Genomic DNA, 15,036 nt, shown 5'->3' on the forward strand with positions numbered 1-15,036 from the left:
ACATCAATCAGTTTAAAAGTATTTTTAAGTTGATTTTCCCATTCTGAAACACTTTCTGCCGAAGCTCAGTCAGCCTTATCAAAATAAAAATGCTGTTTTATTTTTGGCGAAATAGAAGTGCTAAAAAACAGTTTCAAATGCTGAAGGAACCGCAATTCTATAATTGTTATTTTCTTCAGCATTTTTCATACTATATATTTCAGAAGCTTAATTAATAAATTCAGCTTCAAATAAATTGGTTAAATGTTTGATTATTTTAGACTTTACTTCTTCTTCGTCAACTTTTTCTACGCCAAGCTCAGCGTTTAATGATGTAACGCCTTTTCCGCGAATTCCACATGGAATAATATTATCAAAATAGCCTAAATCGACATTTACGTTAAGAGCAAATCCATGCATGGTAACCCAGCGTGAAGCGCGAACACCCATTGCGCATATTTTGCGTGCAAACGGAGTTCCGACCCCCAGCCAGACTCCGGTTTCACCTTCACTCCTGCCCGACTCTAAACCATATTCTGCCAAAGTCAGAATCATCGCTTCTTCAAGAAACCGTAAATATTTATGAATATCGGTGAAGAAATTTTCTAAATCCAGAATTGGATAACCTACAATTTGTCCCGGCCCGTGATATGTAATATCACCGCCGCGATTGATTTTATAAAAAGCTGCTCCTTTAGCTTTAAGCTGTTTTTCGTTTAATAATAAGTTTTCCAGATCGCCGCTTTTGCCTAAAGTGTAAACATGCGGATGCTCAACAAACAACAAATAATTTGGTGTTGGCAAGTCAAGTTCTTCTCTTCTGTTTTTGATTTTTAAGTCGACAATATCCTTAAAAAGTTCTTCCTGATATTCCCAAGTCGATTTATAATCCCGGTTTCCAAGATCTTGAAGTTGAATTTTTGTATTCATTTTAATTATTTTTCAAACTCGACTTCAAAGTTAAGTTTGTCAGGATTCTCCATATAATCCGTGAAAGTGTATTGAATTGTAATTGATTTTCGATCGTCGCTGAATAAAGCATTCGGGTTTGATACTTTTTTTATTTTCTTCGGAAAGTGATATTTGATAATATAATTTGATGAAGCAAACATCATTTTAGACATATCTGCTGCTGAATCTTTTTTTACTTCGGCCAGTTTCTGCTGATCGATTATCGCTTTTCGGGCAAATTTCTTTCCGTCATAAGTATAGTTTAATTTGCTGTTATTGTTTCCAAAACCGCTTCCCATTGGGTTTGGCGGAGCTGCCCCTCCTTCTAATTTTTGAAGTGTACTTGCGGTTTGTAAAATATCCTGAAGTTCGTTTACGTTTTTAAAATCGGTTGAAAAAGTCATTAAAAACTGTTTTTTTTCAGCACTCATTTTGGTATTAACTACAAAATTTTCGAGTTTTTTAATTTCTTGCTGAGCTTCCGGAGACATTTTTGCGATGCTGTCTTTTTTATCTGCAAATAATTGTTTGAAAGTAAAAGTAGAATCAATGTCTTTTTTAGCATCGGCTCCCATCTGGCTTCCAATTTGGTCGCCCGCCATTTCCATCAAAGCAGAACCATCCATATCTACAGAGAATTTTCCGCTTCCGTTATCGTTGATGTAAATATTTTCAGTAAAAGTACAGCTTGTTAATGTCGCTATTAAAAAAGAAAAACTAAGTAATTTGTATAATTTCATCGTAGTACAATTTTTTATCAAATATACGAACTCTATTTTTAATTGGTTAACTGTTGATATGTTTAATCGTTTATGCGAAAATTGGCTCACGGATTTCACTAATGGTACGGATTGAACGCAGATTATTGTTTAGCTTTAACTTTTACAAAGTTTCTCTCTGTAAAAAGAAATCCGTGGTCAATCCGTACCATCAGTAAAATCTGTGGTCTATAAACCAATCCGCCATTTTTCACCCATTTTAAAGATTGAAATACAATAAATTGCTATAACAAAAAATCTAAAATCAGCATTCTAAAATCTACATTCTTTTCTTTATCTTTGCACACTTAAAAAAAGAGCACAAAATGGCATTATCAGAACAAGAAATCATCAGAAGAGAAAAACTTCAAAACTTACGCAGTCTGGGAATCAATCCTTATCCAGCTAATCTTTTTCCTGTAAATCATACTTCTAAGCAAATAAAGGAGTCGTTTGAAGAAGGTAAAAAGGTTATCGTTGCGGGTCGTTTGATGAGCGTGAGAGATCAGGGAAAAGCTTGTTTTGCTGAATTGCAGGATAGTGAAGGACGTATTCAATTGTACGTGAACCGCGATGTTTTGTGTGAAGGTGACGATAAAACTTTATACAACCAGGTATTTAAAAAATTAACTGATTTAGGTGACTTTATTGGTATTGAAGGAGAATTGTTTACTACACAAGTTGGTGCAAAATGTATCCGTGTAAACGGATTTACTTTCCTGAGTAAAACGTTACGCCCGCTTCCTTTACCAAAAGTTGATGAAGAAGGAAACGTACACGATGCATTTAATGATGCTGAGTTACGTTACAGAATGCGTTATGTAGATTTAACGGTAAATCAGCACGTTAAAGAAACTTTCATCAAACGTACAAAGTTGTTTAGCGCTATGCGTAACTATTTTAATGATGCCGGTTATCTTGAAGTTGAAACTCCGGTTTTACAATCAATTCCGGGTGGAGCTTCGGCAAGACCTTTTATCACACACCATAATTCGCTTGATATCCCGCTTTACATGCGTATTGCAAACGAATTATATTTAAAAAGATTAATTGTTGGTGGATTTGAAGGTGTTTATGAGTTCTCTAAAAACTTCCGTAACGAAGGTATGGACAGAACACATAATCCTGAATTTACTGCAATGGAAATATATGTAGCTTACAAAGACTACAACTGGATGATGGAATTTGCAGAAGGTTTACTTGAACATTGCGCGATTGCTGTAAATGGTACAAGCGAAGTTACTTTTGGTGAGCATACAATCAACTTTAAAGCACCTTATGCACGCGTTACAATGACCGATTCTATCAAACATTTTACTGGATTTGATATTTCCGGAAAAACAGAAGAAGAATTGTTTACTGCTGCAAAAGGAATGGGAATTGAAGTTGACGAAACAATGGGTAAAGGGAAATTGATTGATGAAATTTTTGGAGCTAAATGTGAAGGAAATTATATTCAGCCAACTTTTATTACAGATTATCCTAAAGAAATGTCACCTCTTTGTAAAGAGCACCGTGACAATCCAGATTTGACTGAGCGTTTTGAATTGATGGTTTGCGGTAAAGAAATTGCAAATGCGTATTCTGAATTAAATGATCCAATTGATCAGCGTGAGCGTTTTGAAGATCAAATGCGTTTATCTGAAAAAGGGGATGATGAAGCAAACGGAATTATCGACGAAGATTTCTTAAGAGCTCTTGAATATGGTATGCCTCCAACGTCTGGAATGGGAATTGGAATGGATCGTTTGATTATGTATTTAACAAATAATGCTTCTATTCAGGAAGTTTTATTGTTCCCGCAAATGCGTCCGGAGAAAAAACAAGCTCAAATTGAATTGTCTGACGAAGAAAAAGTAATCATTACTTTATTGAAAGGAAACGAAAATAAAATGGAATTAGCGCAGCTAAAAGTTACAGCTAACTTAAGCGGTAAAAAATGGGATGCGTCTATGAAAAACTTATCTAAACATGGTTTGACTAAAGTTGTCGTTGACGGCGAGTTCAAAACTGTTGAATTGGTGGAGTAATTTTTGTCTTATTTTATTACAAATACAGCCCGATAGGTTTATAACTTATCGGGTTTTTCGTTTTATTTACATAACTTTGATTAATGAAAACTGTATTATTATGAGCACTTTAGAAATAAAATTAGAAATATTTGATAAACTAAAAAATGTTGAGGATGTCAGCCTGTTAGAAAAAACCAGAAATCTTCTAAAAAATGCAGATACTTCAGAAATTTATCAATTTGAACAATATGAATTGGATATGCTGAGAGAAAGTGAAGAAGACATTAAATATGGAAGAGTCATTTCTCAAGAAGATTTAGATACGGAAGATTTAGAATGGCTGTCAGAATAATTTGGACTAATACAGCTGTTAATCAAAGAAGAAAAATATTGAATTATTTGGAATAAAAGAAATAAGTCAAAAACTTATTCAAGAAAGTTAGTTACAGAAATAACACAAAGAGTTAAGTTTCTAGTGAATAATCCTGAAATTTACGTTAAAACCACTTTTCCAGATATTAGATTCTCAACATTATGACATTATAATATATTTTATAGAATAACTACAAAAGAATTAATTGTCATAGCATTTTGGGATAATAGACGAAATCCAAAAATACTTTCTAAAATGCTAAAAAGGTAATCATATAATACCCCGACTGGTTTTAAAACCAGTCGGGGTTTGTTTTTTATATCTTATTGCTGTCGAATTAGATTGCGTACACACTGTTGTGCGTCTCTACTGAATATCTTTGTGTACATTTTCAGGTATCGTAAACCCGACAGGTTTTTAAAATGAATACTTCACCAACTTTTTATCATAAATATCTAAAACCTTTGTACTTTCTTTTGGAAGATCTCCTTTCCATTTTTCCTGAACAGATGGATTTGATGGATATTTCCCATTCTTCATTTTTATATGATGAAATAAACCACCGCTTTTCATTAAAAGATTATAAAATTTTTCAGTTGATGAAGTCGTTACATAAATAGGGAAATCAGTTACGGTGAAAGAATTGATTAAACTTCCTTTATTATTTAAAATATAACCAGAACAGCCCCCGCTTCCACAGAAATACGAATTAGAGAAACCAACAAAATATTCATTTTTCTGATCGTTATTTAAATCAAAAGCTTCGTAATAAAAGAACCTGTTTTCTTTTGTCAATACGGGAAGATCGTTCTTTAATAGAACCTTTAATTGCTTTCGAATTAATTTGGCTGCTTTATCTTCTTTTGCAGGAGCATCACTTACATCAGCAGTTCCTCCAATGGTTTTTGACAATGTATCCTGAATAATCGTTTTAATAATATTTTTTGATTCCGTTTTACTTTGACATGAATATAATGCCAGAATTGCGATTAGAATTAGAATTTTATTTTTCATAATCTGATATTTTAAATCTACATACTCATTTTCAAGTAATTAAATTACGAAAAATATTCGACAAGCAACCCGACAGTCCCGAAGTCTCTGGATAAGAACCTATCAGGTTTAATGCAGCGGATAATTTAAACTAATAATGCCGCTTTATTTTCAATATCATTTTGCTTCAATAATGATTTTATATTATTGAAAGTTACCAATGCAATCTGCGTTAAAGCTTCGTTGGTAAAAAACGCCTGATGCGCTGTTACCAAAACATTCGGAAAACTCATTAAACGCTGAATTGCATCATCCTGAATAATATCTGCAGATAAATCCCTGAAGAAAAGTTTTTCTTCCTGTTCGTAAACATCAATTCCTAAATAGCCAATTTTACCTTCTTTTAAACCTTCAATTACGCAGGAAGTTTCAATTAATCCGCCGCGGCTAGTATTAATAATCATTACGCTGTCTTTCATCAAAGCAATTGAATTTTTGTTAATTACATGCTTTGTTTGATCGTTTAGCGGACAGTGAAGTGAAATGATATCGCTCGATTTAAATATTTCTTCTAAACCAACAAAAGAAATACCGTCTTTAGCCATTTCCTCATTGGTTACAATATCATAAGCCAAAACTTTACAGCCAAAACCCAAAGCAATTTTTGCAAAAGCTTTTCCGATATTTCCCGTTCCAATAATTCCAATTGTTTTTCCAAACAAATCAAAACCTAATAATCCATTTAAAGAGAAATTTTGCTCACGAACCCTGTTATATGCTTTATGTGTTTTTCGGTTTAAAGTCAAAATCATAGCCATCGCATGTTCAGCAACTGCCTGCGGAGAATATGCCGGAACACGACAGACTTTTAAATTGTGTTTTTTTGCTGCTTCCAGATCGACATTATTAAAACCTGCGCAGCGTAATGCAATAATTTTTACATTTTTTTCTTCCAATTGTTTAATTACGGCTTCGTTTACAATGTCGTTTACAAAGACGCAGACAATTTTGGTTTTTTCAATTAAAATTACAGTTTGAGGATTTAATTGTGTTTCGAAAAAATCCAGTTCAAAACCAAAATCAGCATTGTATTTATTGAAGAAAGCTTTATCGTAAGGCTGCGTTGAAAAGAAAGCAATTTTATTGTTTGACAAAGAGGAATTCATAATAATTTGTTTTTGGAAAATATTTTATTGGTCTTCTAAAAATAAGAAAATATTTTCAATATACAGGAAAGCTGCAGTTTTAAATATTTACATCTCAAAAAGTTAAATAAACAACAATTCACAATATTAATTAAACCTATTCAGTTTAATAAAGTCTAAATACTATAACCTTAAAAAAAGACAAATCATGAAAAAATTATTTATCGCAGCTATGCTATTAGTTGGAATAGCAAGTTTTGCACAAGACACCGATCAAAAAACAGCAGCTGAACAAAAAGAAAAATTAACTCCCGAACAGCGCAGCGAAAAACAATTAAAAAAGTTAACTACAGAATTGAGTTTAGATGCCAATCAACAAGCACAGGTAAAACAATTACTAGCTGAAAGAAGTGCTAAAGCAGAAAAATTCAGAGAAGCCAGAGAAGCAAAAAAGAACAGTGATGTAAAGCCAACTGCAGCTGAAAAAGAAGCTTTTAAAAATGAAATAAAAGCCGAAAAAGAAGCAAATGACGCAAAAATGAAAGCAATTCTAAACGCTGATCAATATGCAAAATGGCATTCTTTACAGGAAAAAAATAAAGACAAAGCCAGAGAAAAAATAAAAGAATACAAAAAAGAAAGCAACTAAATATAGTTTATACAAAGAGGCCGTTGAGCCTCTTTGTATTTTCAAATATTTTTAAAACCACATTATATTTTCATTAATAGTTTCTGTTAAATAAAAGATAAATCTGACAATCTCATTAAACTTATTAAATCTGTAGAAGTCTAATTGCAATAAACCTTTTAAAAAGACGAAAAATGAAAAAATTATTTATCGCAGCTTTATTGTTCGTTGGAATAGTAAGTTTTGCACAAGACATCAATCAGAAACCAGCACGTGATCAAAGAGAAAAATTAACTCCCGAACAGCGTAATGAAAAGCATTTACAAAAACTAACTTCTGATTTGAATTTAGATAAAAAACAGCAGGAACAAGTAAAGCAGCTTTTGGCAGAGAAAAGTGCTAAAACGGAAAAGTTCAGAGATTCAAGAAAAGACAGTAAAACAAAACCTACTGCAGAAGAAAGAGAAGCTTTTAAAAAACAAATTACCGCCGAAAGAGAAGCCAACGATGCTAAAATGAAAGCCATTTTAAATGCGGATCAATACACAAAATGGACGGCTCTAAAAAAAGAACATGAAGGCCGCAGAGGAAAAGGAGATCATAAAGATCATAAAACACCACAGGAACGTAATCAGGCGCATTTACAAAAATTAACGACTGACTTAAATCTAAATGCTGATCAGCAAAAACAAGTAAGTGAACTTTTATCTGACAGAAGTACAAAAATGGAAATGCTTAAAAAAAGCAGAAGAGATTCTGGTGTACAGCCAACTGAAGCTGATAAAAAAGCCATGAAAAAACAAATGGAAGAAGATCACAAAGCTTATGATGCAAAAATGAAATCTATTTTAAATGCAGATCAATACAAAAAATGGACAGCAATTAAAAAAGAACATAAAGACAAAATGAAAGATCACCGAAAAGATAAAATGTAATTGAGATCAAAAAAAAGAGGCTGTCTCAAAAGTAAAATCAAGCTGTTGAGAATCGCGTAAACGGAAAATTTCTCCGATAGGTATCCGAATAAAAAAGAGGTTGTCTCGACTTTTGAGACAGCCTCTTTTTTGCTATTAAAATGTTTTCGAAACCTTATCGATCGCATTAATAGTAAAATCTAAATCTTCATATGTTAAAGCATCTGTAATAAACCATGTTTCGTATGCAGATGGTGCAATGTAAATTCCTTCCTGCAACAGTCCGTGGAAGAATTTCTTAAACGTTTCGTTATCTCCTTTTGCAGCAGTTTGGAAATCGGTAACCGGATTTGCATCAAAGTGAACAGAAATCATAGAACCTACTCTATTGATGGTAAAAACAACATTATTTGCTTTTAAAACTCTGTCAATTCCTGCTTCTAAATAAGCCGTTTTTTCTTCTAAACGAGTAAAAATTTCACGGTCATTATCTAACGCTTTTAACATTGCATATCCAGCCGCCATTGCTAACGGATTTCCAGATAATGTTCCTGCCTGATAAACAGGCCCAAGCGGTGCTAAATAATTCATGATTTCTTCGCGTGCAGCAAAAGCTCCAACCGGAAGTCCGCCGCCAATTACTTTTCCGAAAGTTACAATATCAGCATTGATATTATACAATTCCTGAACTCCTCCGCGGGCTAAACGAAAACCTGTCATAACCTCATCAAAAATCAATAAGATTCCGTTTGCTGTACACAATTCTCTTAAGCCTTCTAAGAAACCTTTTGCAGGCGGAATACAACCCATATTTCCTGCAACCGCTTCGATAATAATGGCCGCGATTTCTCCTTTATTCGCTTCGATTAAAGTTTTTACATTCTCTAAATCATTGTATTTGGCTAACAAAGTATCTTTTGCAGTTCCTTCTGTAACTCCTGGGCTGTTTGGCGATCCAAAAGTTACGGCTCCACTTCCTGCCTGAATCAAGAATGAATCAGAATGTCCGTGATAGCAGCCTGCAAATTTGATGATTTTATCTCTTTTTGTAAATCCGCGAGCCAGACGAATCGCACTCATACAAGCTTCTGTTCCAGAATTTACAAAACGTATTTTATCAATATTCGGAACCATAGAAACTGCCAAAGCAGCAATTTCTGTTTCCAGTTCTGTTGGCATTCCAAATGAAGTTCCCAGTTTTGCTTTTTCGATTACGGCATCAACAACCGGCTGATAAGCGTGTCCCAAAACCATTGGCCCCCAAGAGTTGATATAATCTATTAATTTGTTTCCGTCTTCATCATATAAATAAGCGCCTTTGGCACTTTTTACAAAAATTGGAGTTCCGCCAACCGCTTTAAACGCTCTTACTGGTGAATTTACTCCTCCCGGAATTACTTTTTCTGCTTCAGCAAAAAGCTGACTACTTCTTTTATATAACATTCTTAATTTTAGATTTTAGAGTTTAGATTTTAGATTTAATTACTTAAACCTTGATCTAAAACAAACTCATTAAAATATTTTTGATCTATTTGTTCTTCTTCTGAAAGCTCTTCTATTTTTCTATCAGACATTCCAATTGGTGAATAAAACGTCCACTTCCAAGTTGGTCTATATTTTATAAATAAATGTTTTGTGGCAAATTCATCATGAATGTAAACTCCGCAAAAAAATCTAATTATTAAAACCGCTGCAAAAATAAAAATTCCAAATAAGATTTTCTTTTTCATTTATAATTAACAACTAACAATTGATAATTATTTTACTCTCAACTTCTGTCCTATCGAAAGCGCATTATCTGTCAGATTATTTTTTTGTTTTAAATCGTCAACTAATAAATTGAATTTTTTTGAAATTGAATACAAAGTATCTCCTTTTTGAACTTCGTACAAATTCGGATCGTTTGAGTTCATATTTAGCTTTGGATCAGAAGCCACATCATAAGATGATTTTCTTGCTGGAGCCGTTTTATTTATTGCAACGTAATTTTTTCCGGTTACCTGACAATCGTATTGATGCAGATTATAACGCTCGATATAACTAATTAATTTATCGGGATAATTAGGATCTGTTGCGTAACCTGCCGCACGCAAACCTTTTGCCCACGATTTATAATCGTCTTTTTCGTAAGTGAATAAAGTCGCATATCTGTTTTTTCCAACTAAAAATAAAGCGTGATCTCGATACGATTCTGCAGCTTCGGGATACTTTCTAAAACATTCCTGTGCCGAATCATCATCGTGACGAACACTTTCCCCAAGCCAGTCTTTATGGCATTTAATTCCGAAATGATTATTTGCTTCAAGCGCTAAATCTCCTTTTCCCGCACCCGATTCTAAGATTCCCTGCGCCAAAATAATACTAGCCGGAATTCCGTAAGTTTTCATATTTCCCATTGCAATATCTTTGAACTGCAAAATGTAATTATTGATTAAATCGCTGGTAACAACTGTTTTTGAAGTAGATTGAATAACCTCAGTTGTATTATTTGTAGAAGGATAATTTTTAACTGCTGGTTTGCTGTAAGCTGGTTTTTTCGTCGTCGCTACTCTTGGCTTCTGAACCGTCGTTTTTTTCGTCGCAGCGACAGCCGGTTTGCTTGACGAGCAGCTTGCCAAAACTATTATTGTAAAGAGCAGTACAATTTTTTTAATCATTTTTTTTGAGTATTGGTAATTTTTTCTGCTTCAATTTTATATTCATTCCTTCAATTCCCTGTAATCCGCCGGTGTGAATGAGTAATATTTTTGAATGTGCAGGAAAATAATTTTTGTTGATTAAATCTATAACGCCAAAAACCATCTTTCCTGTATAAATTGGATCTAAAGGCACTTTTGTTTCTTCAAAAAAACCATTGATAAATTCGATTAATTCTAAATTTATCTTGCCATAACCTCCAAAATGATAGTCAGAAATTAAATTCCAGTTATCTTTTTTTGCAAAAATACGAATTTCATCGTTTAAAAAATCACCTTTTAACGCCGGAAAGCCCAAAATTTTCTGATTTTCCTCAGCACTATTTATTAATCCCGAAATTGTCCCGCCCGTTCCAACAGCGCAGCAAACGTAATTAAAACTTGCATCTTCATCAGTTAAGATTTCTTCGCAGCCTTTTACGGCGAGTCCATTTGTTCCGCCTTCGGGAACTAAATAAAAATCGCCAAACTTCTCATTTAGTTTTTCTATATAGGAAGTTTCATTTTTTAAACGATACTCTTCGCGAGAAACAAATTCAAATTTCATTCCGTTTTCCTGGGCGAATTTTAAAGTTGGATTTTCTTCGATTTTATCAAAAAGTTCATCGCCGCGAATAATTCCGATCGTTTTAAAACCCTGCTCTTTTCCGGCAAAAGCCACCGCCGCAATATGATTCGAAAATGCACCGCCAAAAGTCAATAGAGTCTCTTTATTTTCGGCTTTCGCCTGAAGTAAATTGTATTTTAATTTTCGGAATTTATTGCCCGAAACAAACGGATGAATTAAATCTTCTCGCTTTATTGTCAAAGAAATATCATTGGGAAAATCAATAGAAATATGTTGATTGAAAACTGGATTCATTTTAATTTAAAGTCAAAAGTCGAAAGTGATAATTCATGTCTTAATATCTTTAACGCTTAAAGCTTAAAGCCTATTGCTTATTGCCCACTTTAATGTAATGTAGAAACTGAAAAAAGGATCGGTTTTTCAGATAATTAAAATCAGTTTCTTTGGTGTAAGCCTCTCTTTCAAAACTGATATTTCGATAAGCTGTTTCCGCATTTTTATATTGAAGTAAACGAATTAAATATTCCAGAAAATACCAGATAAAAAACGGAATTACTAAAAGTTCTAACTGCTGCCGCAAATGTATTTTTTCATGATTAACGAAAACTGCATTTGCTTTATCAAAACCATATTTTACAATCACAAACGGAAATACAGCCATTCCGCGATATCCTTTCGGAATTAAATATTTGGCAACAATCAGAAACATTGGCTGTAAAATTTATAAATTTGTAGCTATAAAATTGTTCGATTTCAATAAAATCATAATCAAATATTTATATTTTTGATTTTTATATTATTCAAAAACGAACGCGAAGCAGATTTATGAAAGAGCAAAGTAATGAAAATAAATTAATCGAAGGCGAAGATTTTTACTATACACCTGAAGGTTACAAATGCTTTACTGAAAAACATCATTTAAAAAGAGGATATTGCTGCAAAAGCGGCTGCCGTCATTGTCCGTACGGATTTGATAAAAGAACAGGCGAAATAAGAAAAAAGGCTAATTAGTCAATTTGAAAATGTGCCAATTAGGTAATTCAAAAATCTAAAATCAACAATCTAAACTCTAAAATCATTAATGGACATCCATTCAAGAAAATTCAGGATTAAAATCCACAAGTCTTATCACAGGTCGGATATCCGTTATCCTTAGTTTTTTTTAATTAGAAAATGTGACAATATGGGAATTAGATAATTTAAATAAATTTTAAATTCAAAATTCCAATTGCATCAATTAAATGTTGATCACATTTAAACCTCAGAATTAAAAAAACAAAAAATTAATCTGTTGTTAATCTAACTAAAATATCTTAGCAACTTAGCATCTCTAAAAAAATGACTTTCAAGGAACAAATACAACAAGGGATTCCAAATATATTACCTCAAAAAGCAGCGTACGATCCGGCTATTAATCATGCTCCGAAAAGAAAAGAAATCCTTTCGGCAGAAGAGAAAAAGCTGGCTCTTAAAAATGCATTGCGTTATTTTGAACCAAAACATCACGCCGAATTAATTCCTGAATTTTCAGAAGAATTAGAAAAATACGGACGTATCTATATGTACCGCCTTCGTCCGGATTACAGAATGTACGCCCGCCCTATTGATGAATATCCAGGGAAATCATTACAGGCAAAAGCGATTATGCACATGATTCAAAATAACTTGGATTATGCTGTGGCGCAGCATCCGCATGAATTAATAACGTATGGCGGAAACGGGGCTGTTTTCCAAAACTGGGCACAATATTTATTGACGATGCAATATTTGTCTGAAATGACAGACGAGCAGACTTTAACCATGTATTCAGGACATCCTATGGGATTATTTCCTTCGCACAAAGAAGCACCAAGAGTTGTGGTTACTAACGGAATGGTTATCCCAAATTATTCTAAACCGGACGATTGGGAAAAAATGAATGCGCTAGGCGTTTCGCAATACGGACAAATGACAGCGGGAAGTTATATGTACATTGGCCCGCAGGGAATTGTACATGGAACTACGATTACGGTTTTAAATGGTTTTAGAAAAATAAAACAAAATCCAGAAGGAAGTTTATTTGTAACTTCTGGTTTGGGCGGAATGTCTGGCGCACAGCCGAAAGCCGGAAATATTGCCGGATGTATTACAGTTTGTGCCGAAGTAAATCCGAAAATCACTAAAATCCGTCACGAACAAGGCTGGATTAATGAAGTTGTGACTTCTACAGATGAATTAGTTGCCAGAGTAGCTTTGGCGAAAGCCAATAAAGAAACCGTTTCAATTGCTTATTTAGGAAATGTGGTGGACGTTTGGGAACGCTTTGATCAGGAAAATATCAAAATTGATTTAGGTTCAGACCAGACTTCGCTTCATAATCCGTGGGCTGGAGGTTATTATCCTGTTGGAATTTCTTTTGAAGAAGCAAATGATTTGATGGCTAACAATCCGGATTTATTCAAAGAAAAAGTTCAGGAAACGTTACGCCGTCACGCAGCTGCTATTAATAAACATACGGTAAAAGGAACTTACTTTTTTGATTACGGAAATGCATTTTTACTTGAAGCTTCACGTGCCGGCGCAGATGTAATGGCAGCAAATAATATCGATTTTAAATATCCGAGTTACGTTCAGGATATTATGGGCCCAATGTGTTTTGATTACGGATTTGGGCCTTTTAGATGGGTTTGTACTTCTGGAAAACCGGAAGATTTACAAAAAACAGATACCATTGCAAGTCAGGTTTTAGAAGAATTAGCGAAGACTTCTCCAAGTGAAATTCAGCAGCAAATGCAGGATAACATTAAATGGATTAAAGGTGCGCAGGAAAATAAACTGGTTGTAGGTTCTCAAGCAAGAATTCTTTATGCTGATGCCGAAGGTAGAATTAAAATCGCTGAAGCTTTTAATCAGGCTATTGCAAAAGGTGAAATTGGCGCTGTTGTTTTAGGACGCGATCATCATGATGTTTCGGGAACTGATTCGCCTTACAGAGAAACTTCAAACATTTACGACGGATCTCGTTTTACGGCCGATATGGCGATTCAAAACGTAATTGGTGACAGCTTTAGAGGAGCAACCTGGGTATCAATTCATAACGGCGGCGGAGTTGGCTGGGGAGAGGTTATAAACGGCGGATTTGGTATGGTTCTTGATGGTTCTAAAGAGGCTTCAAAGCGTTTAGCATCAATGCTTTTTTGGGATGTAAACAACGGAATTTCAAGAAGAAGCTGGGCCCGAAATGACGAAGCTATTTTTGCTATAAAAAGAGCGATGCAAGTCGAGCCTTTATTAAAAGTAACTTTACCAAATATTGTTGACGAAAGTCTGCTTTAGTTAAAGTTTTTTAAAAAGATTTTATCATAACCGCAATGTTATCCTGAGCGAAGTCGAAGGCTGGTAAGCAAAAAAGGGCTTCGACTTCGCTCAGCCTGACAAACGTAAAAGCTGCTTTTACGATAAAACAAACAGAACAAGAACATTAAATTTCTAATAATTATGAAAACATTCAAGTTAGTTCCGATTTTTCTGCTTTTGATACTTTCATCCTGCAGCAGTGTTACTGTTTATTCTGATTACGACAAAAATGTCGATTTTGCGCCTTATAAAACTTATGCTTTCTTTAAGCCCGGAATTGACAAAGTTGAGATTTCAGATTTGGATAAAAGACGTATTCTTCACGCCATTGATAATGAAATGGCAGCAAAAGGTTTCACAAAAAGTGATAATCCTGATTTATTAGTAAACATTTTTACAAAATCTAGAGAACAGGTAAATGTAAACCAATTTAGTGCTGGCTGGGGTTACGGCTGGGGCTGGGGTTGGAATCCTTATATGATGTACGGCGGACAAACTACGGTTTCGACTTCTACAGAAGGAACTTTGTATATTGATTTAATCGATGCCAAAAAGAAAGAAATGATCTGGCAGGGTGAAGGTTTAGGAACTTTGACTAAAAACGTTGATAAAAAAGACGAAAAAATTGCTGAGTTCGTAAACAAAATTTTAGCTCAATATCCGCCGGTTAAAAAGTAGTATTC

At 34.0% G+C, this 15,036-nt stretch carries 16 protein-coding genes; 7 read left to right on the plus strand and 9 right to left on the minus strand.

Annotation, left to right across the window (positions count from 1 at the left end; all coding sequences use genetic code 11):
- Positions 1 to 207: 207 nt before the first annotated feature.
- Together lipB and LUU93_RS19845 are read right to left on the minus strand one after the other, a co-directional pair.
- On the minus strand, positions 208 to 909 hold the full coding sequence (gene lipB, locus LUU93_RS19840; RefSeq protein WP_232682888.1) for a lipoyl(octanoyl) transferase LipB: 702 nt from the start codon (positions 907 to 909) through the stop codon (positions 208 to 210).
- 5 nt (positions 910 to 914) lie between these two features.
- Positions 915 to 1,670, minus strand: a complete 756-nt coding sequence (locus tag LUU93_RS19845; protein WP_232682889.1) for a hypothetical protein — start codon at positions 1,668 to 1,670, stop codon at positions 915 to 917.
- A 344-nt stretch (positions 1,671 to 2,014) separates the two neighbouring features.
- Here LUU93_RS19845 and lysS point away from each other — a divergent pair, with 344 nt between their 5' ends.
- Positions 2,015 to 3,718: a lysine--tRNA ligase gene (gene lysS, locus LUU93_RS19850; RefSeq protein ID WP_232682890.1), complete on the plus strand. Its 1,704-nt coding sequence runs from the start codon at positions 2,015 to 2,017 to the stop codon at positions 3,716 to 3,718.
- A 100-nt stretch (positions 3,719 to 3,818) separates the two neighbouring features.
- A complete protein-coding gene (locus tag LUU93_RS19855; protein WP_232682891.1) occupies positions 3,819 to 4,052 on the plus strand; it encodes a hypothetical protein in 234 nt (77 codons plus the stop codon).
- A gap of 438 nt (positions 4,053 to 4,490) precedes the next feature.
- On the opposite strand, the gene LUU93_RS19860 is transcribed toward LUU93_RS19855, so the two are convergent.
- Both LUU93_RS19860 and LUU93_RS19865 read right to left on the minus strand, forming a co-directional pair.
- The gene (locus tag LUU93_RS19860) at positions 4,491 to 5,087 is read right to left on the minus strand and encodes a hypothetical protein (RefSeq protein ID WP_232682892.1); all 597 of its coding nucleotides are present in this window, start codon (positions 5,085 to 5,087) and stop codon (positions 4,491 to 4,493) included.
- A 125-nt stretch (positions 5,088 to 5,212) separates the two neighbouring features.
- Entirely contained in the window at positions 5,213 to 6,232 is a 1,020-nt protein-coding gene (locus LUU93_RS19865) for a 2-hydroxyacid dehydrogenase (RefSeq protein WP_232682894.1), read from the minus strand.
- A 187-nt stretch (positions 6,233 to 6,419) separates the two neighbouring features.
- Here LUU93_RS19865 and LUU93_RS19870 point away from each other — a divergent pair, with 187 nt between their 5' ends.
- Complete coding sequence (locus tag LUU93_RS19870) at positions 6,420 to 6,860, plus strand: DUF4890 domain-containing protein (protein ID WP_232682895.1); 441 nt, start codon at positions 6,420 to 6,422, stop codon at positions 6,858 to 6,860.
- A 173-nt stretch (positions 6,861 to 7,033) separates the two neighbouring features.
- Complete coding sequence (locus LUU93_RS19875) at positions 7,034 to 7,774, plus strand: DUF4890 domain-containing protein (protein ID WP_232682896.1); 741 nt, start codon at positions 7,034 to 7,036, stop codon at positions 7,772 to 7,774.
- Between the two features lie 135 nt (positions 7,775 to 7,909).
- Here the strand turns inward: LUU93_RS19875 and hemL are convergent, their stop codons facing one another.
- From hemL to LUU93_RS19900, 5 genes are all read right to left on the minus strand, one after another.
- Positions 7,910 to 9,196: a glutamate-1-semialdehyde 2,1-aminomutase gene (hemL, locus tag LUU93_RS19880; protein ID WP_232682897.1), complete on the minus strand. Its 1,287-nt coding sequence runs from the start codon at positions 9,194 to 9,196 to the stop codon at positions 7,910 to 7,912.
- A 35-nt stretch (positions 9,197 to 9,231) separates the two neighbouring features.
- A complete protein-coding gene (locus LUU93_RS19885) occupies positions 9,232 to 9,483 on the minus strand; it encodes a hypothetical protein (protein ID WP_232682898.1) in 252 nt (83 codons plus the stop codon).
- A 27-nt stretch (positions 9,484 to 9,510) separates the two neighbouring features.
- Complete coding sequence (locus LUU93_RS19890; protein ID WP_232682899.1) at positions 9,511 to 10,410, minus strand: glucosaminidase domain-containing protein; 900 nt, start codon at positions 10,408 to 10,410, stop codon at positions 9,511 to 9,513.
- A complete protein-coding gene (locus tag LUU93_RS19895; RefSeq protein ID WP_232682900.1) occupies positions 10,403 to 11,311 on the minus strand; it encodes a 1-aminocyclopropane-1-carboxylate deaminase/D-cysteine desulfhydrase in 909 nt (302 codons plus the stop codon). Before LUU93_RS19895 ends, LUU93_RS19890 begins: the two co-directional genes overlap by 8 nt.
- A 70-nt stretch (positions 11,312 to 11,381) precedes the next feature.
- Positions 11,382 to 11,726, minus strand: a complete 345-nt coding sequence (locus LUU93_RS19900) for a hypothetical protein (RefSeq protein ID WP_232682901.1) — start codon at positions 11,724 to 11,726, stop codon at positions 11,382 to 11,384.
- Positions 11,727 to 11,842: 116 nt separating this feature from the next.
- On the opposite strand from LUU93_RS19900, the gene LUU93_RS19905 reads away from it, so the two are divergent.
- The 3 genes from LUU93_RS19905 to LUU93_RS19915 all read left to right on the plus strand — a co-directional run bounded on the left by LUU93_RS19905 (position 11,843) and on the right by LUU93_RS19915 (position 15,031).
- Positions 11,843 to 12,028: a C1orf53 family protein gene (locus tag LUU93_RS19905; protein WP_073418076.1), complete on the plus strand. Its 186-nt coding sequence runs from the start codon at positions 11,843 to 11,845 to the stop codon at positions 12,026 to 12,028.
- Between the two features lie 327 nt (positions 12,029 to 12,355).
- On the plus strand, positions 12,356 to 14,332 hold the full coding sequence (hutU, locus tag LUU93_RS19910) for a urocanate hydratase (RefSeq protein ID WP_232682903.1): 1,977 nt from the start codon (positions 12,356 to 12,358) through the stop codon (positions 14,330 to 14,332).
- Positions 14,333 to 14,494: 162 nt separating this feature from the next.
- Complete coding sequence (locus LUU93_RS19915; protein ID WP_053470523.1) at positions 14,495 to 15,031, plus strand: DUF4136 domain-containing protein; 537 nt, start codon at positions 14,495 to 14,497, stop codon at positions 15,029 to 15,031.
- The last annotated feature ends 5 nt before the right edge of the window (positions 15,032 to 15,036 follow it).

It is taken from the genome of Flavobacterium soyae, from assembly GCF_021245985.1.
GTDB lineage: Bacteria > Bacteroidota > Bacteroidia > Flavobacteriales > Flavobacteriaceae > Flavobacterium > Flavobacterium soyae.